Below are 22705 nucleotides of genomic sequence, written 5' to 3'. Positions count from 1 at the left end.
AAAAAAGGAGGAAGATAGATGAAACCAAGAATAAACTATATGGAGGAAGCTCCAGAATTAGTCAAGCTCATCCGCCAATTAGAAATGTACAAAAAGCAGACAGGATTTGATGAAAAGCTAATAGAATTAATAAAAATTCGTGCCTCCCAGCTGAACAATTGTGCTTTTTGTATCAATATGCATACAAAGGATGCAAGGAAGCTTGGGGAAACAGAACAAAGAATCTATTGCTTAAGTGCTTGGCAAGAAACGAACTTCTATTCAGAGGAAGAAAGAGCGGCTTTAGAATTAACAGAGGCAGTAACGAAGATTGGAGAAAACGGAGTGCCAGAGGATGTTTATCAAACCGTTCGACAGTACTTTAATGAGAAGCAGTATATTGATTTAGTTGCTTTAATTATTACTATTAACTGCTGGAACCGACTATCGATAGCGAATAATAATGTGCCGGAATAAAAAGGAGGGAAAAAAATCCCCCTTTTTTTATAATTTAGAGGATCTAATTGACTACTCGTCGAATTTATAAGTTTATGTAAAAGTATGAAAAAGGTGAGGGGGAAGAATAGTGAGTGAATCGACAATCATGATGGAGGACTGGCTTCAACATCGCCAAGTATTGGTGAATTTATTAGAGCAAATAGATGATGAAGCTATTCATTTTAAACCATGGGAGGGTGCGATGGAATTAGGGGAACTAGCTCTTCATGTGACTGGCTGGAATGATGTTTTCGTTTCCATGGTGAAATCAGAGGAGTTTCTACCGCCAGATATTCCAGAATGCAAAACAATGGAGGAAGTACGCGCTGCTGTCAACAGCTTTACAGAAAAAACGAAAGCAACCTATCAATCGATAACAGAGGAAGAATTAGAAATGCAAAATAATGCCACACATCCAAAGCTCCAAGGAACAAAGAAAAAATATCTATTAGCAATGTATGATCATGAAATACACCATAAAGGACAACTGTTTATTTATGCAAGATTAGTTGGTGTAAAGGATGTGCCATTCTTTAGATAGCATACTCGTGCCGTTCCAAACTACAATAATGTGATATAATTTATAGTATTAGGTAAGCCCTAAAATTTCATATAATCAAAGGAACGGTGAAGTTTTTTTGGACAGTATAGTTACTTCGATAGTTATTGTACTTATTTTAATCATAGCAAACGGTATTTTTGCTATGACTGAGATTGCGATTGTAACATCAAAACAAAACAGATTAGAAAAACGTAGAGATGAAGGAGACGCTCGAGCAAGGTATGCATTGAAGTTAGCCGAAAACCCTAATCAGTTGCTCTCTACGATTCAAATTGGAATTACTTTAATCGGTGTGATAACAGGTGCCTTTGGTGGTGCTACTATTGCAGGGCAATTGGCAGTATATGTAGAACGAGTCGATGCACTTGCTGCTTTTAGCTATGAATTAAGTTTTGCATTAGTCGTTGGCCTTTCCACTTACTTGTCGCTAATTATTGGAGAATTAGTACCAAAGCGAATCGGGATGGGAAATCCTGAAAAGGTAGCCTGTCTTGTTGCAAAGCCGATGTACTTTTTTTCAAAAATTGGGCGGCCGATCATTTGGTTTTTAAGTAAATCAACTGAATTTGTTCTAAAGCTATTGAGAATTAAGCAGACAAAAGAACCAGATGTAACGGAAGAAGAAATAAATCAATTAATTGAGCAAGGTGTATATAGTGGTACAGTAGAGGAAATCGAGCAGGATCTTGTCGAACAAATATTTTACCTGGGCGACAAACTCTTAGGAGATATTTTAACCCCCCGTACACAGCTTGTTTGGATAGATATAGAAGCACCTTTTGAAGATAACATAAAAAGAATTAATGAAAGTCGCTACTCTAAATTTCCAGTAGGGAAAGGAAGCTTAGATAATTTCCAAGGGATTATTCATACAAAGGATGTCTTTTCAAAAATGATCCTAGATGAGCATTTTGAGCTTTCAGATTGCGTTACCGAAACACTTATTCTACCAGAGTCAGTAAAGGTATACCGGGCTTTAGAGACATTAAAGCAAACTGGACAGCATGAAGCAGTAGTGATCGATGAATACGGAGGTATCGAAGGTTTTATCACCCTTCATGATATTGTAGAAAACATTGTTGGTGACTTGCCTGAAAAAGAGGATGAGCCTGATCCACAAATTATTGAAAGAGATGAAACGACGTGGTTAGCAGATGGTCTTGTTTCCATTGATGTGTTTATTCGATATTTCGATTTAGAAGATGGCCCGTTATGGAATACCAACCATAAAAATTTCCATACGTTAGGTGGATTTATTACCCATCAGATTGGTAATATCCCTAGCGAAAAAGATACAATAAACGTAAATGATCTTCTCCTAGAAGTGATTGATATGGATAATGTTCGAGTAGATAAAGTATTGATCACTAGAGTAGAACAAACCGAGGATTTCGAGGAAAAATCACAGTAAAAAGAGGATGGCACTTTTTTGGCCATCCTTTTTTATACGGTTGGAAAGTATAAACATAACTAGGCATTCGCAGTGTTTTTAATATTGATAAGATTGACCACCATCGATTGGAATCACCGCTGCATTGATAAAATCCGCCTGACTTGATAATAAAAAAGCAACGAGATATCCAATTTCCTCTGGTTTTCCAAACCGTTTCATAGGGTTTACACTGACAAACTCTTTTCCAGCCTCTTCCCAATTTTCCCCACCTATTTGTTTCAGTGACCCTTCCACCATTGGTGTCATAATGGCACCTGGAGCAATAGCTTTTATACTTACACCGTATTGTCCATACTCAACACCTGAATTTCGAGTTAACCCTACTACACCATGTTTACTTGCCGCGTAACCTGATTGGTTTCCTACACCACGAATACCTCCAACTGAGGCAGTATTCACGATTGAACCGAATCCTTGTCTTTTCATTTCTTTTAGGACATATTTCATCCCGTAAAATACGCCATCTAAATTAATTTTTACTACCCGTTGGAATTCCTCCACTTCATAATCCTCTGTTAAGTTTTGCTTTCCCTCAATTCCAGCATTATTAAAAAATCCATCAATTTTTCCAAATGTGTTTATCGTATGCTCGACATACTGCTTAACTTCTGATTCATGTGCAACATTAGCTTCAAAGAGTTCTATTGTTGCATTAGGAGAAGCAGAGAGAATCTCTTTTTTGCTTGTTTCCAAACCTTCTTTATCCACATCTACAAGAACTAAATTGGCTCCTTCCTTTGCCATTTGTAGAGCAGCTGCTCGCCCTAAGCCTGATCCTCCACCAGTGATGATCACTACTTTATCTTGAAATCGTTCCATTCATCTACGCTCCTTTTTAAAAAACTATTACTTAATATACGAAAAGCTACAAGATATATACTAGAAGGATAAAATAAAACAACAAAAAGGATGACGATACTCGTCACATTTGGGAACAAAGTATTTTCTAACCGCTCCAGTAAACGGTCATTTGACTTAGTAATATTTTTGACTAAACGTTCATTCAATGATAAAATTATAAAAAAATTATAAAAAAATAAGGAGGGAATTTAAATATGAATTTGTATTATGAAGTAAGTGGGAATGGAAAGCCAATCGTTTTTATTCATAGTGGGGGAGCAGACTTAAGAGAATGGACCTATCTAGCGCCATTGCTATCGCAAAGGTATCAAGCTATTACTTACGATGGTCGTGGTGCTGGAAAATCACCAGATCCAACAGGTGATGTCAGTTGTGTAGAAGATGTAAAATCGCTTCTAGACCATCTGGAAATTAAAAAAGCAACCGTTGTCGGTCGTTCCATGGGGGGACAGATTGCAACAGACTTCGCTTTAGAGTATCCTGAAAGAGTAGAAAAGCTAATTTTGTTAGCCCCAGCATTAACCGGTTTTCCTTATTCCGATCAATTTATAGAATATATGAATAGTATCACAGCTGCGGCTCCTGATATTGATCAAATGATAGAGGTTTCGCAGAGCGCACCATTATACCGAGTGGTTCAGGCAAGTCCCCAAAGAGAATTAACGGAAAAAATGCTTCGTCATCATATACAACGAACCTTTAACTGGCCTTCCTTTGAGTTGATTTGGCCAGAGCCACCAGCTTTTGAGAGATTAGCAGAATTAAAGCCAGACACATTATTTTTAATTGGCACGGAAGAGTCCGCCGATAACTTGCGTGTCAAAGAGTACTTTCGTGAATGCACGAATGCTCAAATCATTTCCATTTCTGGAGCAGACCATATGCTTACACTAACACATCCTCACAAGCTTTATCAGCAAATGACTAAATTTATGGAGAGATAAATAAAATGCCAAGAACACCAGAGGAAAATGAACGTATTCGACAATTAGCAAAAGAAAATATTAGAAGTGCTGCCATGCATTTGTTTATAAGACAGGGATATCACGCAACCTCTATTAACGATGTTGCGAAAGAGGCAAATATTTCAAAAGGATTGCTTTATAATTATTTTAAAGGAAAAGAAGAGCTACTTGCTACGATGGTGGATCTAAGAATCCAAGCATTAACAGAGGTGATGGAAACTGCGATTGCCCAAACTACTCCTTTTGATCAGCTAGCCTATATTATTAACTCGGCCGTCGATAATGTGTACGAAAAGCCAGAAGAGTTCCGATTTTATCTGCATTTACAAACACAGCCAGAGGCAGATCAAGAATTGTTTCAATACAGTAAACGGATTGTAGAAGAAAATGCAAGGCAGTTTGAACTACAATGTGAAATATTTAAAAAAATAGGAGTGGAAGCCCCGAGAAAACGTTCCTTATATTTTTCTTCCACCCTTCAAGGAATCATGCTAATGATATCGACATACCCTGATCAGTTTCCGATTGATGAAGTAAAGGATCAGATGTTCAGCGAATTTTGTGAAAAACATTAAAATCACTACAATTGAATCCCAAAAGTCGCTCATCCCAAAAAGTAAAGGACATTTCAAGCAGAATCCATGTTAGAAATGTCCTTATTCTCCCAAAACTAGACAAAAAAGCGATCATTTAGTGCTTGTGACAAGAGAAAATAGGTGGTATCTTATAGCAAAATATATCTAGAAAAAAGGAGGGCACTAATGGCACGAGTTTTATACATAGAAGACGAGAAGGAAATTGGGAGCTGGGTAACAGAAGCGTTGACGGAAAAGGGGCATGACGTGACATGGCTTCGGTCTGGAGAAAATTTAGAATCCTATTTATCGAATATAGATATGGCAATCCTTGATATTATGTTGCCAGGGCTGGACGGTTTTTCTATAGGGAAGCGTATCAAAAAAGAGATAAAGGATTTACCAATCCTCATGTTATCTGCACGATCTGCAGTGGAGGACAAAATCGAAGGGCTAAGTTTTGCGGATGATTATTTAACCAAGCCATTTCATCCAGAAGAGCTCGCTGCAAGAGTAGAGGTTCTGTTAAGACGATTCCAAAAAAGTGAAGATACGATTGAGATAGGACATTTGAGCATTCAGGTGAAAACGATGATGATTATGAATAAGAAGACAGGTGAGGAAATCAAGCTAACAGGCAAACAATATCATTTATTTCATTTTTTTATTCGTCATCTCAATCAAATTCTAACAAAGGAGCAGCTTTATGAAGGTGTATGGGGGGAGCCTTACATAGATGGGGACAAAACGCTAATGGTACACATTCGTTATTTGCGCGAAAAAATGGAGCAGGATCCGGCTAAGCCAAGGATTATTGAAACCATTCGAGGCATCGGCTATCGGGTGAAGGTATGAGGAAGTTTTTTCAATCTCTTTTAGCAAAATACATGCTCCTTATTGTGTTAGCCATATCGATTGTTCAGATTGGATATTTATTTATTGCTATCTTTATTGCAGGTGTAGCAGATAGCTTTGAAAAGAATGATGCTCGGGAAGAATACGATTTTGAATGGATTGAAGAAAAGTGGCATGAAGAAACAAATCAGCTAGATGCCATTACCGATAAACAAATAAACGATTATTTTCAGAAGTGGGGAGAGCAATTTCCAGAAGCGGCCATGTTCTGGGTGGATGGTAATGGTATTCTAAAAGAACAGTTCCATGTCGACAAAAAGCTTCCAGAACAATGGACTGCAGCGTATACGGCAAAATTTATTAAAGATCGTTATGATGGAAATCCATTTACTGTCATTGCATTTGCAGGTGGCAGTGAAGCGAATGGACTCGTTGTGTTTGAAATGCCAAGAGAGAACTTTAGTACACCAGTAGAAAAGGTGTATGATAAGTTCGGTTCGATTTTATTTGTTGGGATGATAGTAATTATCCTTCTATTTATTTTCATCTCTTTTTTATTCTTTCGCGGTATTCGTAAGCGATTATTATATTTGCAAGAGGCAATGGAAATACGTGATGTGGACGGACTACCAATTAAGATTGATGTGAAGAAAAAGGATGAGATCGGTCATCTTGAACAGACTTTTAACCAAATGGTAGACGAATTAAGGGATAGCAAGGAGCGAGAGCAAGAGGAGGAAGAGTTAAGAAGGGAATTAATCGCCAATTTATCTCATGATTTAAGAACCCCTTTAACCAAAATCAATGCACAAACCTATAAACTAACCAAGCAGGATTTGCCGGCAACTACACAGGATGCCCTTCGAACATTAGCATCCTCTGTGGACAATATAGATCGTCTTATTGAGAATCTAATGTCTTACACGCTTTTAATGGCAAGTAAATACAAATTAGAATACAAGGAAGTAGATATCGCCCGTTTTACAAGAGAGTGTATAGCCTCCTGGTACCCAGTCTTTGAAAAAGCAGGATTTCATGTCCATGTCGATATCGATGTAGGGATGGATCACACATGGCATGTAGATCCAAACTGGTTAACTCGAATTTATGACAACCTTTTACAAAATGTATTACGTCATGCAAGCAGTGGTAAATATGTTGAAATAAAGATAGAATCTGTTGCTAACTATGATGCAGTGGTCATTTCCGATCATGGTCACGGATTAAAAGTAGACTCTGATCAAAAGGGTGCAGGAATAGGTTTATCCATTGTAGATAAAATGGTAAAAGGAATGGAATTGGATTGGACAATGGACACAAATGAGCAAGGAACAACGGTGAAAATTATAAATGATCGACTATATAGTGGGAAGAGCTAAATCTAGTTCTTCCCACTATTTTTTAAACAAAATTTAAACGAAGCCCCTACTAGAATTTAACCTAGACTGTCTATCATAGAAAGAGAGGTGAGTAAAAATGGAATATATCGTAGAGACGAAAAAATTAACCAAAAAATTTGGAAAAGAAATGGCAGTGGAAGGTCTGGATATGAAGATACCAAAAGGAGAGGTCTATGGATTTCTAGGACCAAACGGAGCAGGAAAAACGACAACGATTCGGATGCTGTTAGGACTAATGAAGCCAACCTCTGGCTCTATACAAGTTTTTCAGAAGGATCTGAACAAGGGTCGAATGAGTATCTTGTCAAAAGTCGGTTCCTTAGTAGAGAATCCATCCTATTATCCTCATCTAACAGCCTATGAAAATTTAGAAGTATGGCGGAAAATACTAGGTACACCAAAATCTAGAATAAAGGAAGTGCTTGGAATTGTTCGCTTATCAGATGTAGCCAATAAAAAAGTAAAAGGCTTCTCACTTGGAATGAAGCAGCGTTTGGGGATTGCTGCAGCATTATTAAATTATCCAGAATTATTAATTCTAGATGAACCAACAAACGGTCTTGATCCATCAGGGATTATTGAAATTCGTGACCTAATCAAACGATTGCCAGAAGAGCATGGAATGACTGTCCTTATCTCTAGTCACTTATTATCTGAAATTGATCAAATGGCGACAACGGTGGGAATTGTAACAAAAGGGAGAATGATTTTTCAGGATTCGATTGAAGCAATGCGAAGGTTAGCCAAACAAAAGATTTCGTTAAAAGTAAGTAATAGTAAAGCGGCATGGCAATATTTACTTGCAAAGGGAGTAAAGGTAGATTACCAGGACGAAATCATTTACTTAACCGAGCATACCGATGAAAAAGTGGCAGAAGCAATTCGTTTCCTCGTTCAAAAGGACATCGCCATCTATCGTGTGGAAGAAGAAAAGAGATCACTTGAGGAGATCTTCCTGCAAATGACGAGGGAGGAGCAAGCTGGATGATAAAAAAATTGCTAAGTGTGGAGTTTTTAAAAATTAAACGGAAAGGATTTTGGTTCTTAACCTTTTTAGGTCCTTTCGGAGTCATTGCATTACAAATGGTCAACTATGGAGTGAGGAAGGATTATCTCCTCCAGCAGAGCGAAAATGACTGGCAGTACTATTTAGCAAATGTCAGTTCCTTTACTCCATTAGCCATCGTGTTAGGGATTGCGATCCTCACTTCTTTTTTAACAAGTATTGAGAGTGAAACAAACGCCTGGAAGCAATTAATTGCCCTCCCTGTTTCGAAATGGAGTGTATACTTAGCCAAATTCACTGTACTAGCCTTTTTGTTAGTTGTTTCCTCACTACTTCTCATGGTTTTCACATTTGGCTTTGGTCTGTTTCTTGGTTTAGGGAGTGATATACCATACAACTCCATATTAACATTAAGTCTATATCCTGTTGTTGCAGCCTTACCTGTACTAGCACTACAGCTTTGGATTGCTACGGTTAGTAAAAATCAAGGTATTCCCATCACAACAGGTATTATGGGGGTAATTTTCGCTTATTCTGCCTATGTCTTACCCGATTGGATGATATGGAAATGGCCAACATTGAGAAATGAATGGGGAGATCCCATTATCAACGTACTCCTCGGTCTCGGAGTTGGCTTTTTATTGTATATTGCTGGTATGTTAGATTTTGCAAGAAGGGATGTCAAATAAATGGTTGGAATATTACGCTCGGAATGGTTAAAATTACGAAAATCTAAAATCTTGCCAATTATTTTTGTCGGTCCACTCATTGGACTTTTTATTGGTTTAACCTATAATATGGACCTGCTGGAAGGTGTAGCAAATGATTGGTATATCGCCTTAATGGGCATGAATTTCACCTATGCATTATTATTTTTACCTCTGATAACAGGCGTGCTGGCAAGCGTTATTTGCCGATATGAGCACCAAGCAGGTGGCTGGAAGCAGCTTCTCGCCATGCCTGTTACAAGAGGAAAAGTGTTTATCAGCAAATATGCTCTCGTGATGCTCTTAGTCATGGTGATTCAGTTATTATATCTTGCTAGTGTCTATACAGTAGGGATGATAAAAGGCTTTACCACTCCATTTCCTATTGATATTGTCTGGAAGAGTATTTTTGGTGGTTGGGTAGCGACATTGCCTTTAGTTGCCTTACAGCTTTGGATGTCTATGTTATTCAAGAGCTTTGCTGCTCCCTTTGCGGTGAATGTTATTTTTACTTTGCCGACAATACTAGCTATTAATTCAGAAACATATGGACCATATTATCCATGGGGACAACCATTTATGATGATGTATATAGGTGGAAAGGAAGGGGATGTGTTCTTTATCCCGTGGGATCAATTGTTACTCGTTGTGGGTGGTAGCTTTGTTTTATTCTTCCTATGTGGATATATTTATTTTCAAAGAAAGGCCGTATAAATTATAATTAATAAATCAAATTAAAATAAAATTTGCCTTACTGATACAATAGTATGAGTAAGGCTTTTTGCGGTTTGTTCTATTAAGATGGATAAATTTTCGGATATTTTTATAAATTACTAGGATATTCAACTTATTTGTAAGCAGTTACAATCTGTGTAAGCGTTTAGAAAAAGAGGAGGGGTAATAATGAGAAAGCTTGCCATTATGATATTTAGTACAGCATTTTTATTAGGCTTAGTAGCATGTGGAGGGAGTAATAATGAAGAAACCTCAGGTAGTGATGTGATTGAATTAACACTTTGGAATGATTGGACAGAGGATCGACCAGAGAATAATGCCTATAAAAGTATGGTCGAGAAATTTAATGAAGAGAATGAAGATATTGAGGTGATCATTGAAGCCATTCCACATGACCAGTACGAGACAAAGCTTCGTACACAAGCAGCGGGTAAACAATTGCCTGACATGTTCCGTGTTTGGCCAGGAGCAAGAATACAACCATTAGTGGAAGGGGATGCGCTCCTACCTTTAAATGATATTATCGATAATTGGAAAGACACAATTCCAGAAGGGATTATGAAGGATTATGCTGTGGATGGCAATCAGTATGCCATACCAGGAAATATAAGTGAAACGAGTTTGATCTTCTATAATAAAGAAATGATCGCACAGGCAGGTTTTGACACATTCCCGGAAAGCTATAAAGATTTAAAGGGTTTAATCCAAGCATTAAATGAAAAGGATATCACCCCTATTTCACTAGGGAATAAAGCGATTTGGCCATTGCAATCTGTATATATTTCGACCATTGCTGATCGATTTACTGGAAGTGACTTTTTACCTCAAGCTTTAAACGGTGAAGGAACGTTTGAAAATGAACAATTCGTTCAATCATTGTCTATCATCCAAGAGCTTACGGAAATAAAAGCATTCAACGAGGATATGAATACACTGGATGAGGCACAGGCTCGCAATAACTTTATAAGTGGTAATGCTGCTATGCACTTTGCAGGATCATGGGCAATTGGCCCGATATTAGAAAGTGCCGAAAATATTGAGAATATTGGTGTTGCTCCATTTCCAAGCTTTGAAGGTGGAGAAGGAGATCCAGCGAAAATTGCAGGTGTTGCAGGTGGAGGTATTGCACTAAACAGTGATTTAAGTGAGGAAGAAAGAGAAGCGGCATTCAAATTTTTAAAGTTTTTTTATAGTGAAGAGATGTATCAACAGTTACTAGAGGCAAATATTATTGTTCCTGCAGATCTTGAAATGGGTGATGAAATTCCTCAAGTATTTCAGGAAGCGAATAAGCTGGCACAAGGGGGATTAGCTCCTGTTTATGATGCTACCTTAACTCCGGAGTTGACCGATTTAATTAATAATGGGCTACAGTCCATTACTTTAGGTGAAATGACACCAGAAGAGCTTGCGAAAGAGATGCAAGCTGAAAATGAAGGTAAATAAATATGAGACAGGTTGCACTATGTAACCTGTCTTAATGGAGGTGAGCGGATGCATGCAACTAGAAATAAAACAATAGCAATAACGGTGGGGATCTTACCAGCATTGATCATCTATCTTATCTTTGCAATCTTACCAATTCTTCAATCCTTTTATTATTCATTAATGGAGTGGGATGGCTTTTCAGCGATGCAATATGTTGGTCTTGATAATTTTAAAGCATTGTTCCAAGATCCACTATTTTGGAATTCCTTGAAAAATAATATTTATGTTGTCTTAGCTTCCGTTTTGGGTCAAGTACCCATTGCGTTGTTCATTGCATTATTACTCAACAGAAAAATAAAAGGATTGAAGTTATTCCGGACGATCGGCTTTTTACCTGTTGTGTTATCAACGGTCGTTATTTCGATAACATGGAGCTTAATCTATAATTCGGAAAATGGTTTAATTAATGAATTATTGCGAACGATTGGGCTCGATTTCTTAGCACAGAATTGGCTCGGTGATTCTAAATGGTCCATGATTGCCGTATTGGTAACTGTCATTTGGCAGTTTGTTGGGCTGTATTTAATCATTTTTCTAGCCGCCTTACAAAATGTCCCAGAAGAAGTATTGGAAGCTGCTAGAATCGATGGAGCCTCCGAATGGAAAACCACCTGGAGCATTACGATTCCTATGATTTGGGATACCATTATTGTTGCTGTAATTCTTTGTATCTCTGGAAGCTTAAAGACATTTGATCTTATCTATGTCATGACAAATGGCGGACCAGCCCATTCGACAGATGTAATGGCATTGTATATGTTTAATGAAACATTTAATCAATTACAATATGGCTATGGAAGTGCAGTATCAGTCATTATTTTCTTCTTCAGCCTTATTTTAATCTATACGGTAACCAAACTTTTAGGAAAAAAGATGATATAGAGAGGAGGAGACCTATTGCAGTCCACATACGAAAAATCGATCGAAAACAAAGCATATCAACATAAAAAATTTCCGGTGAAAAAAACACTGATTTACGTTGTGCTCATCATCTTCGCACTTGTAAATGCCTATCCTATTCTATGGATGGTGATTAACTCATTTAAATCCGAGCAGGAGTTTGCAAATAATCAATTCGGCTTTCCGAAAGAATTTGTCATAGAAAATTATATCAGTGCTTGGGAAACGGCAAATCTAGGAACACTATTCTCTAATAGTATTTTTATTTGTTTAACAGCAACGTTTTTAACCGTTTTAATCGGTGCAGTTACCTCTTATTTTTTGTCTAGGTTTACCTTTAAATTAAACAAAGCCGTCTACACCTTTTTTATATTTGGTATGCTGATCCCTATCCATGCAACATTAGTACCAATGTTTATCCTAATGCGTAATATCGGATTATTAAATACACCGATTACGCTAATATTTCCATATATCGCTTTCCATCTGCCGATTACGATTTTTATTCTAACAAGCTTTATGAAGGCATTTCCAAAGGATATTGAAGAGTCAGCGATTATGGATGGATGTGGTATTTTCCGAATCTTTTGGTCGATTATTTTACCAATGTCGCGTCCTGCCTTAGCTACAGTTCTGATCTTGAATTTTATTTACAATTGGAATGAATTTTCATTTGCACTAGTCTTAATCAATGACCCTAATCTCCAAACATTGCCACTCGGTTTAGCTAGTTTTGCTGGTCAATTTACGACAAACTATGGTGCCCAAATGGCAGGTTTAACGATGTCCTTGATTCCGATTATCGCCTTTTACCTGTTATTAGAAAAAGAAATTGTAAAAGGAATGACAGCAGGCGCTGTAAAAGGATAGTGTATGATAGGTAGAAAAGAGTTTAAAGGTGATGTAAATGATTCGTCATTGGGGATTAAGAAAAAAATTTATCAGTGTGTTTTTAATACTTATTACACTACCCACTATCCTATTTGGTTCGCTTATTTATTACCAAACAACCGAGGTGTTTAAGGAGCAAGCAGAGGAAAATATTAATGCAAGATTAGAAAAAAATGATGAAAATCTAGTAGCAACCTTAAATACTATCGAAAATATTACCTCGTATATGATTTACGATGAGAGCTTCCGCACCTTCTTCACAACACCAAAGCAAGACGTAGCAAAGGTCAGAGAAGCGGAAAATGCCATTAAAGGTTTTTTTACCTTTCAAATCATGAGCTATAAGTATATTGATTCAATTAAACTTGTCAGTACTAACCAAGATAATTTACTGAATTTCGGTAATCCGGTCGAAGGAAATGAAAATGAACTTAGAAAGCTAGCTATTTCGACAGGCGGGGAGCCAGTTTGGAGCAACACGTATAAATTAAACAGTGCATGGTCTGGAGAGCACCATGTAATTAGTTTAACTAGACAAATTAATGACATTAACAAGATTTCACAACCAATAGGGATGGCGAGAATCCGTCTGAATGAAACAGAATTATATAAAAATATCGAAGTAGATATGACACAACAAGGAAATTACTTTGTTTTATCCAACAGTGGAGAAGTAGTGTTACATCCTGATAGTGATCTGGTAGGAAATAAATATCCTAATCAAGCTATTATTGACTTAGTCACACATGAACAGGGGAAAAATTTCACCTATGAAACAGGTGGGGAAAAATATCTATTGGTTAAGCAAAAAATAACCGGAACGAATTGGTTTTCTGTGATACTAGTTAATCAGGATGAGGTAGTGCAGAACTTGTACAATGTTCGTACATTAATGATTAATCTTGTTGTCCTATTAGCTGTTCTTGGTGTTGTCGCATTTTTTGGTTTTTATAATTGGCATGTGAAACCAATTTTAGAATTAACCGAACAGACAAAGCAATTGGAAAAGGGTAATTTTTCGGCAAAGGTTCCGGTTCATTCAAAGGATGAAATTGGAAGGTTAGGATTAAGGTTTAATAAAATGGTTATAACGATACAAAAGTTTATTGATCGCGAATATAAATTGAAGATCAAGCAGAAGGAATCGGAGCTAGAGGCATTACAAAATCAAATTGATCCTCATTTTTTATATAATACATTAGATATGATTCGTTGGACTGCAAGAATGGAAAAAGCAATGGAAACAAGTCAACTAATCGAACGCCTGTCGAAGATATTTCGGATGAATCTCAATAAAGGAAGTATGTGGGTTTCACTGAAAGAGGAATTGGTTTATCTTGATAATTATTTGGAGCTTCAGCGAAGTAGAATGGGTGATCGATTACAATATACGATATACTATGAGGAACAATTGAAGGACACACTGATTGTGAAACAATTAATACAGCCATTAGTAGAAAATAGTATCCTTCATGGATTGAAGGATCTCCCAAGGCAAGGCAAAATAGATATACGCGCATATAAAAGAGAACGAAGTCTGATCATCGACGTTATCGATAATGGCCGGGGTTTTCAAGAAGAATCATTATCGAAGATTGATGGAGGATATGCCCTGCAAAATATAAGAGATCGAATGAGGTTAGCATTTGGTGAAGGATATGGTATGGAGATCAAAAAAGGAAACAAAGGGGCATGGATAACATTAGAGCTTCCATTAACACTGGAAAAGGAAAAAGCAAAAAAACAAGAACCAGGTGAAAATAATGACCTATAGTATGTTAATAGTTGATGATGAGCCAATAATTTCTCGTGGATTAGCGAACACCATCCCATGGCACGAAAAAGGGATTGAAGTAGTAGGTACTGCTATGGACGGAGAGGATGCGATCAATAAAATCAACGAACATAAAGGGTTAGATATTATCATAACAGATGTCAAAATGCCAAATAAAGACGGTTTGGAGCTTGCTACTTATATTAGCCAGTATTACCCTAACACGGAAATAATCATGATTAGTGGCTATGATGAATTTAGCTATGCCCAAAGAGCGATGCAATTAGGGGTAAAGGATTATTTGCTAAAGCCAGTAGATATTGACCAACTACTTACCATTATGGATAAATTAATGCAGAAAATGAAATTAGAAAGAAACGAGCAAGAGCAAAAGCAACAGCATGTTCTATTGAACACATTAATAGAACAAGTATTGGAATACCCCAATCCAACACAAGTCTCTCCGATACTTAAGGAACAAAAGCTGAAAATAATCTTGACAATGAAGTGGGATTATTATTTCGATATAAATAAGTTCACAGAGGACGAACTTCGGGAATTGAAAAACAATTGGAAGCAAACCGCTGATCAAATGCTTTCTAAAAATAGTAGACTCGGAGTTTCCTTATTTATCCGATCTAATATATTACTAACATGCTTCTTTGACACGGAGAACCAATCTAGTGATCAACTATTAACAGACATGCAACACCAGTTATCGGATCATCTTATCTTCTTGTGTCCCTTCACAGTACAAGTCAAGCAGCTTCATTCCGTAGTATCTCAGATGGTGGATGCCGTTTTTCAAATGCCAATTAAGCGAGAAAAATTAGCTTTTTATGAAAAGAAAACGAAAGAAGTAAAAATGATTACCTACCCGAAGGAAATGGAGCAGAATCTAACAAATGCGATTCTGCATCTTGAAATGGAAGAGATCCAATCCATCGTTCAGCAAATGGTCTACTATTTCCAAGAGCAGCATATTACTCTTGGACATGTGATTGAGTTAGCGAGAGCGTTAATGCAGGCTATTATGAAACAATGTCAAGACGTATTACAAATGGAGCCTAGTGGAATAAAGCTCGCATTTCATCAAGATCCAGACATATTATTAGTCGACTCTTTTATAGTGATAGGAGAATTGATCTTAATGGACATTGAAAGGATTATTGATGGCTTCCATTTAACGCAACCGGATCATAATGATTGGTTAATGGATCGGGCTATAGCCTATATAAAGGAGTATTTTGCGTCCGATATAAAAGCACAAGAAGTAGCTAATGTTATCAATATTTCACCAAATTATTTTAGCTCATTATTTAAACAAAAAACAGGTAAAAATTTTAATGAATATGTCAATGGCCTACGTGTAGAGGAATCCAAGAGATTATTAATGGAAACTCCATTTAAAATACATGAGATAGCCGAACAAGTAGGTTACAATGAATATAAATACTTTGTAGAGGTCTTTAAGAAGTTTGTCGGTATGACACCTACGAAATACAGGCAAGTAACTTCTTCGAGATTAGAGAGATAATTTAGGAGGTAGTAGTAATGGAAAAAGTAGCAATAAAGATACCAGAGGACTTTATCTTAGGTGCCGCTCTGTCCGCTTGGCAATCAGAGGGTTGGTCAGGGAAGAAGGATACACAGGATTCCTATTTAGATCTATGGTATAAAGAAAACAAGAATGTCTGGCACAATGGATATGGGCCGGCTGTTGCAACAGATTTCAGAAACCGCTTTAAAGAAGATGTCGCGCTGATGAAGGAAATCGGTTTAACCCATTTCAGAACTTCTATCAATTGGTCACGCTTCCTAACAGACTATGAAACAGCAACGGTCGACGAAGAATATGCCAATTACATAGATGATGTGATTAACGAATTAATAGACAATGGTATAGAGCCAATGATCTGTCTAGAACATTATGAATTACCTGCAAAGCTATTGAAGGAGTATGGCGGTTGGGCTTCCAAGCATGTCCTCGAATTATTTGTCAAATATGCAGAAAAGGTATTCGACCGCTATGGAGATCGAGTAAAGCATTGGTTTACGTTTAATGAACCAGTAGTGGTTCAAACAAGGGTATACTTAGATGCGATCCGTTGGCCGTTTGAGCAAAACACAAAGAAATGGATGCAATGGAACTATCATAAAGGTCTGGCAACTGCTAGAGTAGTGCAGCTTTTTAAAGAAAAGGATTTAAAGGCTAAGCATGGAGCAAAGATTGGCGTCATCTTAAATCCAGAGGTTACCTATGCACGTTCTTCTGCTCCCCATGACCAAAAAGCAGCGGAAATGTATGATTTGTTTTTTAATCGTACCTTCTTAGATCCGGCAATAAAAGGAGAGTATCCGAAACAGCTATTTGATCTAATGGATAAGCATGGAATCACCTTTGATTATACAGAAGAAGAACTATCCATCATCAAAAATAATACAGTGGATTATGTCGGCATAAATCTATATTTTCCACATCGGGTACAAGCTAGGACATCTGCATGGAATGAAGCTATCCCATTTCATCCTTCGTACTATTATGAAAAATTTGATATGCCAGGCAAAAAGATGAATCCTTATCGTGGTTGGGAGATCTACCCACAAATTATGTATGATATGGCGATGCGAATGAAAGAGGAATATGGAAACATCGAATGGTTTATCGCGGAAAATGGTATGGGTGTAGAGAATGAGAAAAGATTCAAAAATGAAAGCAATATTATTCAGGATGATTATCGAATCGAATTTATCGCTGAGCATTTAAAATGGTTATTAAAAGCAGTAAAGGAAGGCGCTAATTGTACAGGCTATATGCTTTGGGCATTTTCGGATAATGTTTCCCCAATGAATGCCTTTAAAAATAGATATGGTCTAGTAGAAATAGATTTAGAAGACAATCGGAATCGTCATTTGAAGAAATCTGCTTATTGGTATCAGCAAATCATTAAAGAAAGAGAATTTCTTGCATTAGATGATGATATTTGTAAGTAAGCATCTTCTTTTACCCAAATTGAGGTGAAGTGAATGAAAACCTATTTAGCTATAGATATAGGTGGGACTTTTGTTAAAACCGCAATCGTCGATGAAAAGGCAAATATATTAACTTCTTATAAAGAAAAAACACCTTCTTCATTAGAGGAATTATTAGGTCTCATGAAAAGAGTGAAAGCATCTTACCATGAGATAAGCGGAGTTGCGGTTAGTTGTCCGGGTGCTGTATCTGATCAAGGGATTATCTATGGTTCTAGTGCTGTTCGTTATTTACATGGTCCAAATATAAAGAAATGTATCGAAGAGACTTTACGTTTGCCTGTGTTTTTAGGAAATGATGCCAATTGTGCTGCTTACGCAGAACTGTGGGATGGAGCAGCACAAGGGCTTCGTGATTTTATGGTAATGGTGATTGGAACAGGAATCGGTGGTGCGATCATTAAGGACGGTGTCTTGCATAAAGGAGCCCATCTGCATGGTGGAGAATTTGGTTATATGCTTTTAGATCCAGATTCTATAGAGGATAACAGTGTATGGAGCCGAATTACTTCTACGAAAGCTTTAGTAAAAAAAGTAGCGAAAGCAAAAAATCAAGACTATAACACGCTTTCAGGTGAAGCAGTGTTTCAGATGGCAGAAGCTGGTGATCAAATTTGTTCAGAAGCAGTAGATCGTTTCTATCATTTGTTGGCGGTTGGTATTTATAATCTACAATATATTTACGACCCTGAAGTAATTCTTATCGGTGGTGGAATAAGTGCACGGCAAGAATTGATAGACAGATTGAATGAGAAATTGGATCGAATTATCGAACGTATTGGGCTTGCTAAAATGAAGCCAGTAATCAAGTCCTGCCAGCATCGACAGCATGCTAATTTACTTGGGGCAGTATATGGGTTTAAGAAACATTGCTTAGATGATTAAAGTAACATTATTTAGGAAAAAAGGGCGCAAATTAATTAGCGTCCTTTTTCATATTTCTGTTTGCATTTTTTGTAAAAGGTGTTATACTGTGTATATCAATATAAACAGTATAACTTTAGGGGGAATAAATATGTTAGACGTAGTTTGGGGTTATATACTTGTATTTCTATTGGCAGCAGTACCTTTTTTTGAATCAGCTGTTGTTACACCAGTTGCCATTTTAGCCGGTTTGTCAGCAATTCCGGTATTTATCCTTGCGATCGGAGGAAACCTGATCACGGTTTACATCGTCATCGTTTTTATTGAAAAAGTTAAACGATGGAGAAAGAAGGAAGATGATGGGAAGCGAACTGGTAGGGCCAAAAAAATATGGGATAAATATGGCTTACCGGGGCTAACCTTACTCGGACCATTTTTTGTCGGTAGTCACTTAACAGCATTTTTAGCACTTCTTTTTGGTGGAACCAAAAAACAGGTATCGATCTGGATCACTATTAGTATCGCAGCTTGGAGTCTATTGCTAGGCCTACTTGTCTACTTCGGTATTGATTGGTTCAACGTGGAGAATAAATTTTTAGAAAATATTTTTAATCAAGCACAATAATGGTGGAGGTGAATAGTTTCATGTACAAACGTGCTTTTAAGTTAGTTAAAACAGAGATAAGAATGCTTTTTCCTGCCTATATCCTAACCTTTGCTGTAACTGTATTATTGGGACTATTCTCGATCACCTTCTTAAAGGAGCTAATAAATACTTTAGCTGGTTACCAAAACCATTTCAATGGGGTATCTGTAGACATTTTATTTGTATTTCTATCACCATGTTTATCTATCGTATTTCTTTCCAGTCCTTACCTTAGCTTGAAGACATTGAAGGAGGATCCGTTCGGAAAAAGAATCGCTTTATTTCGAACAATGCCTGTTCCTATTAAAATATTGACCAAAAGTCGCATGCTTTTAATGCTGATCACATTGCTTATCCTTTCCACCACCTTTTATACGACAATTGTTATAGGAATAAGAGATATCTATCATCTAGTATTCACGACTCAACAGCTAGTGTCTTTTCTATTATTTTGGTTTGGTTTTTCCTTAACTATTGGTGGATTAAATGTTTACATTGAATCTGGAACAAACGGCAAAATGCTTTATATTTTTTCTTTTTTATATAGTTTAACGATTGTTTCTTTCATTATTGTTTTTAATCTAAATACAAAAAATAGCGTCGTGGAGAAGGTAGCAGAATGGACGCAACAATACGATTGGATGCCGTCTGTTGTGATGATTATCATTGGTTTATTAAGCTATAATATATGGGGAATCATCCTACAAAAAAGACTAAGTAAAAGAGATTACCTGTAATGGAGGCTATCTAAATGAAACTCCCTATTACCGTTTCAGAGGAAAGCAAAGAACCCATTTATCATCAAATCGAATCACAATTAAAAGGACTGATGATAAGTGGCCAATTAGTACCAGGTAGTGTCCTTCCATCTATTCGAGCACTTTCGAACGAATTATCCTGTAGTGTCATTACGACAAGGAGAGCCTATCAAAATTTAGAGAATGAGGGATTTATTAAGACGATTCAAGGGAAGGGAACCTTTGTCAATGAGGTGGATCAAAAGTCGAAGGATCAAACGAAAGAACAAGTGGCTTCCTCGATTTTGGAGAAAACGATTAAGGATCTAAAAATGCTGGGAATGACGAGATCAGAAGCAGAAAAATTCTTTTTTAACGCTATGGATAAAAAATGGGGGGAAAACCATTATGAGTAATTTTTTGTTAAAAATAGATCAGTTGACCAAGACCTTCAAGTATTTTGAATTTGGCCCTATCGATGTTCGTGTTGAGCCTGGAACGATCACCGCTTTAATTGGCTCCAATGGTTCTGGTAAGAGTACTTTTTTTCGTCTTGTGATGCAGTTGTTTCAGCCTGACTCTGGCCATATTCTATATTTCAACGGGGAACTTGACTCTAATGATAGTAGGATCAAGCAAGATATGGGTTATGCTGGTGGAGATTTGTATCAGGCTTTCGGCCAGCTGTCTATACGTGAGCTCGCTAATCTTGTTCGCTACTGGTATGAGAATTGGGATGAACAAAAATATCAGGAGCTAGTGGATAGGTATCAGATTAATCAAAAGGAAAAATATACGAATAGTTCGACAGGAACGAAGAAGAAAATAGCGTTTATTTTCGCGTTAGCGCATCATCCGCAGCTTCTTCTGTTAGATGAACCCTTCTCTGGGGTCGATTTTGTCTCTTCACGTAAAATGCAAACAGAACTAGTGGATTTCATGGAGAACCCTAATCATGCGATTATCCTTGCCACCCATCAACAAGAGGAGATTAAAGCATTGTGTGATTATATTTGGTTACTAGATAAGGGGAAAATGATAGGCATTTATGAGAAGGATCAAATTTTAGAAAGCTGGGCATATTTGTCGTTAAATAAAATGCCAGAATCTCTCCGAAAGCATCCACATGTGATACAAATGGATTCACATCCTAATCGTATCATAACAGATTCCTTAGCAGCTATCGAGCCAGACTTAGAGCAACTAGGTATAGAAGTCACACACTATCAGCGGCTTGAGCTGGATGAGATTTTAACAGCCTTGCTGGAAAGAGCTTAGGTCCTCGAGCCTCATCTTATCACAGCGTTAACCGTCCGTATTAACTATATCAATAACATCATAGCCACCTGGAATCACTAAGCCTGTCCATTCTTTCTGACAGAGCCATTGTATTTTTTTTTCATCCAAGTCTTAGTCTTGTTTATTAGGATCTTGTCATTTCTTCATAAATGGACGCTATACATTTGTTCTTTATTAATATCACCTTAAATACTTTGAAAGGTTTTTCTGCTGATGGAAAGAGTGTAGATAGTCTTGTTACATTCAATGGTGCAATTCTAAAGTCATGTTTTCCTTTTCTTTTATAAATCTAGTAATAGACTTTAAAAATAGGAGGAGAATGATAGTATTAGTGATTAGTTTTCCTTGTAGTAAGTGTATCCGCACATGCTACTTTTTTTATACCTTTCTCCCTCATCTCTCTCACTATCTCTCGATAAACTTAACTACAAAATCGATGTTGATACCTTTAGATATTAGCAAGATCGCTAGAACATTTGACATTCAATTAGTATTAGGAGAGAAACGTTCATATTAATCGCTATTTACTATTCCAATTCATATACTACATTTATTTAAGTTAATATGTTATCAATGACATGTCTATGTGGTTGGGTATAAAGTAATAGTAAAAAACATTAGTAGTATACATAGGAATGATAAATTAATTCTTTTTAACTAAATAATGACAATTTATTGGAAAAATTTGTCGAAATAATAGTCTTATAATAATATATGATATATAATGAATTTATAAATATATTTTTTTGGGAGGTCAACATGGTTTTTTTTATTGGATTTTTATTATTTATTTCTGCATTCATTTATTTAGTAGTACATTTCATCAAGAAAAACAAAAATAAAGAAAAAGTATTGTCTAAAAAAGTATTTTACTCTATACTAATTGGCGGGTTCCTTCTATCAATAATTGGTCTAAGTATAGACGATAGTACAATTGCGGAACTAGCTGATGTGAAAGAACAAAATGAAGAATTAATTAATGAAAACGAGGATTTAACTGATATAAATAGCTCTTTAAAAACCGAAGTAGAGGCGCTAAAAGATAAAAATACAGATCTACAAAACCAACTTAAAACCACTAAAAATGAATTAGCAAAGATTAATGAAGATTCTACTAATTACGAATCTAACATCGAGGAACTAAAAAGTGATATAAAACAATTGACACTAACAATAAGTGAAAAGGATGGAGAAATCGAATCTTTAAAATCGGAGAAAGCAAAATTGCAAAACAGTGTAGCGACTGCTAATGTTCAAGGCCCAAATGCAAGTACAAACTCTGGCAGTTCTGTAACGAATAATAAAAATAGTCCCAGCACTAGCAATGTTGTATATGACAATTGCACACATGCAAGAAATGCCGGAGCTGCTCCAGTGTATGAAGGTGACCCGGGGTACGGAAGGCATTTAGATAGAGATGGTGATGGAGTTGGTTGTGAGTAGGCTTATATAATGATCTAAGTACCTGTGTTCTAGG

23 protein-coding genes are annotated in these 22705 nt (G+C 36.7%); 22 read left to right on the top strand and 1 reads right to left on the bottom strand.

Annotation, left to right across the window (positions count from 1 at the left end; genetic code table 11):
• Positions 1–18 precede the first annotated feature (18 nt).
• The 3 genes from DLJ74_RS00375 (at position 19) to DLJ74_RS00365 (ending at position 2450) form a co-directional block, all read left to right on the top strand.
• Entirely contained in the window at positions 19–456 is a 438-nt protein-coding gene (locus tag DLJ74_RS00375; protein ID WP_109982881.1) for a carboxymuconolactone decarboxylase family protein, read from the top strand.
• Between the two features lie 109 nt (positions 457–565).
• A complete protein-coding gene (locus DLJ74_RS00370) occupies positions 566–1018 on the top strand; it encodes a DinB family protein (RefSeq protein ID WP_109982880.1) in 453 nt (150 codons plus the stop codon).
• Positions 1019–1115: 97 nt separating this feature from the next.
• Positions 1116–2450: a hemolysin family protein gene (locus tag DLJ74_RS00365; RefSeq protein ID WP_181397401.1), complete on the top strand. Its 1335-nt coding sequence runs from the start codon at positions 1116–1118 to the stop codon at positions 2448–2450.
• Positions 2451–2528: 78 nt separating this feature from the next.
• Here DLJ74_RS00365 and DLJ74_RS00360 read toward each other — a convergent pair whose 3' ends face one another.
• Positions 2529–3311 carry an SDR family oxidoreductase gene (locus DLJ74_RS00360; RefSeq protein ID WP_054860427.1) on the bottom strand — a complete coding sequence of 261 codons (783 nt, stop codon included), beginning with the start codon at positions 3309–3311 and terminating at the stop codon, positions 2529–2531.
• A 236-nt stretch (positions 3312–3547) separates the two neighbouring features.
• Here DLJ74_RS00360 and DLJ74_RS00355 point away from each other — a divergent pair, with 236 nt between their 5' ends.
• From DLJ74_RS00355 to DLJ74_RS20605, 19 genes are all read left to right on the top strand, one after another.
• Positions 3548–4297, top strand: coding sequence for an alpha/beta fold hydrolase (locus DLJ74_RS00355; protein ID WP_109982879.1), 750 nt, complete (start codon positions 3548–3550; stop codon positions 4295–4297).
• A 5-nt stretch (positions 4298–4302) separates the two neighbouring features.
• Positions 4303–4893: a TetR/AcrR family transcriptional regulator gene (locus DLJ74_RS00350; protein ID WP_109982878.1), complete on the top strand. Its 591-nt coding sequence runs from the start codon at positions 4303–4305 to the stop codon at positions 4891–4893.
• A 186-nt stretch (positions 4894–5079) separates the two neighbouring features.
• Complete coding sequence (locus DLJ74_RS00345; RefSeq protein WP_109982877.1) at positions 5080–5748, top strand: response regulator transcription factor; 669 nt, start codon at positions 5080–5082, stop codon at positions 5746–5748.
• On the top strand, positions 5745–7127 hold the full coding sequence (locus DLJ74_RS00340) for a sensor histidine kinase (protein ID WP_109982876.1): 1383 nt from the start codon (positions 5745–5747) through the stop codon (positions 7125–7127). The genes DLJ74_RS00345 and DLJ74_RS00340 overlap by 4 nt, the downstream gene beginning before the upstream one ends.
• Before the next feature lie 97 nt (positions 7128–7224).
• Positions 7225–8136 carry an ABC transporter ATP-binding protein gene (locus DLJ74_RS00335; RefSeq protein WP_109982875.1) on the top strand — a complete coding sequence of 304 codons (912 nt, stop codon included), beginning with the start codon at positions 7225–7227 and terminating at the stop codon, positions 8134–8136.
• Positions 8133–8843, top strand: a complete 711-nt coding sequence (locus DLJ74_RS00330) for an ABC transporter permease (protein ID WP_109982874.1) — start codon at positions 8133–8135, stop codon at positions 8841–8843. Before DLJ74_RS00335 ends, DLJ74_RS00330 begins: the two co-directional genes overlap by 4 nt.
• Positions 8844–9575 (top strand): ABC transporter permease, encoded by a 732-nt coding sequence (locus tag DLJ74_RS00325; protein WP_109982873.1) that lies wholly within the window; start codon positions 8844–8846, stop codon positions 9573–9575.
• Between the two features lie 189 nt (positions 9576–9764).
• Positions 9765–11042, top strand: a complete 1278-nt coding sequence (locus DLJ74_RS00320) for an extracellular solute-binding protein (RefSeq protein ID WP_109982872.1) — start codon at positions 9765–9767, stop codon at positions 11040–11042.
• Positions 11043–11090: 48 nt separating this feature from the next.
• The gene (locus tag DLJ74_RS00315; protein WP_054860423.1) at positions 11091–11966 is read left to right on the top strand and encodes a carbohydrate ABC transporter permease; all 876 of its coding nucleotides are present in this window, start codon (positions 11091–11093) and stop codon (positions 11964–11966) included.
• 39 nt (positions 11967–12005) lie between these two features.
• Entirely contained in the window at positions 12006–12854 is an 849-nt protein-coding gene (locus DLJ74_RS00310) for a carbohydrate ABC transporter permease (protein WP_425454554.1), read from the top strand.
• 37 nt (positions 12855–12891) lie between these two features.
• Positions 12892–14649, top strand: coding sequence for a cache domain-containing sensor histidine kinase (locus tag DLJ74_RS00305; RefSeq protein WP_109982871.1), 1758 nt, complete (start codon positions 12892–12894; stop codon positions 14647–14649).
• Entirely contained in the window at positions 14639–16186 is a 1548-nt protein-coding gene (locus DLJ74_RS00300; RefSeq protein ID WP_109982870.1) for a response regulator transcription factor, read from the top strand. The genes DLJ74_RS00305 and DLJ74_RS00300 overlap by 11 nt, the downstream gene beginning before the upstream one ends.
• Positions 16187–16203: 17 nt before the next feature.
• Entirely contained in the window at positions 16204–17643 is a 1440-nt protein-coding gene (locus DLJ74_RS00295) for a glycoside hydrolase family 1 protein (RefSeq protein WP_109982869.1), read from the top strand.
• 33 nt (positions 17644–17676) lie between these two features.
• Positions 17677–18567 carry an ROK family protein gene (locus DLJ74_RS00290; RefSeq protein ID WP_109982868.1) on the top strand — a complete coding sequence of 297 codons (891 nt, stop codon included), beginning with the start codon at positions 17677–17679 and terminating at the stop codon, positions 18565–18567.
• A gap of 130 nt (positions 18568–18697) precedes the next feature.
• Positions 18698–19171: a small multi-drug export protein gene (locus DLJ74_RS00285; protein WP_181397400.1), complete on the top strand. Its 474-nt coding sequence runs from the start codon at positions 18698–18700 to the stop codon at positions 19169–19171.
• A 20-nt stretch (positions 19172–19191) separates the two neighbouring features.
• On the top strand, positions 19192–19929 hold the full coding sequence (locus tag DLJ74_RS00280; protein ID WP_109982867.1) for a hypothetical protein: 738 nt from the start codon (positions 19192–19194) through the stop codon (positions 19927–19929).
• A 14-nt stretch (positions 19930–19943) separates the two neighbouring features.
• Positions 19944–20345 carry a GntR family transcriptional regulator gene (locus DLJ74_RS00275; RefSeq protein ID WP_109982866.1) on the top strand — a complete coding sequence of 134 codons (402 nt, stop codon included), beginning with the start codon at positions 19944–19946 and terminating at the stop codon, positions 20343–20345.
• Complete coding sequence (locus DLJ74_RS00270) at positions 20338–21207, top strand: ATP-binding cassette domain-containing protein (protein WP_109982865.1); 870 nt, start codon at positions 20338–20340, stop codon at positions 21205–21207. The genes DLJ74_RS00275 and DLJ74_RS00270 overlap by 8 nt, the downstream gene beginning before the upstream one ends.
• A gap of 780 nt (positions 21208–21987) precedes the next feature.
• On the top strand, positions 21988–22671 hold the full coding sequence (locus DLJ74_RS20605; RefSeq protein ID WP_219987208.1) for an excalibur calcium-binding domain-containing protein: 684 nt from the start codon (positions 21988–21990) through the stop codon (positions 22669–22671).
• The last annotated feature ends 34 nt before the right edge of the window (positions 22672–22705 follow it).

Origin of the sequence: Gracilibacillus dipsosauri (assembly GCF_003176895.1) — a bacterium.
Lineage (GTDB): Bacteria > Bacillota > Bacilli > Bacillales > Amphibacillaceae > Gracilibacillus > Gracilibacillus dipsosauri.
Note: the sequence above shows the minus strand (reverse complement) of the source record. Positions and strands in the feature narration are given on the sequence as shown.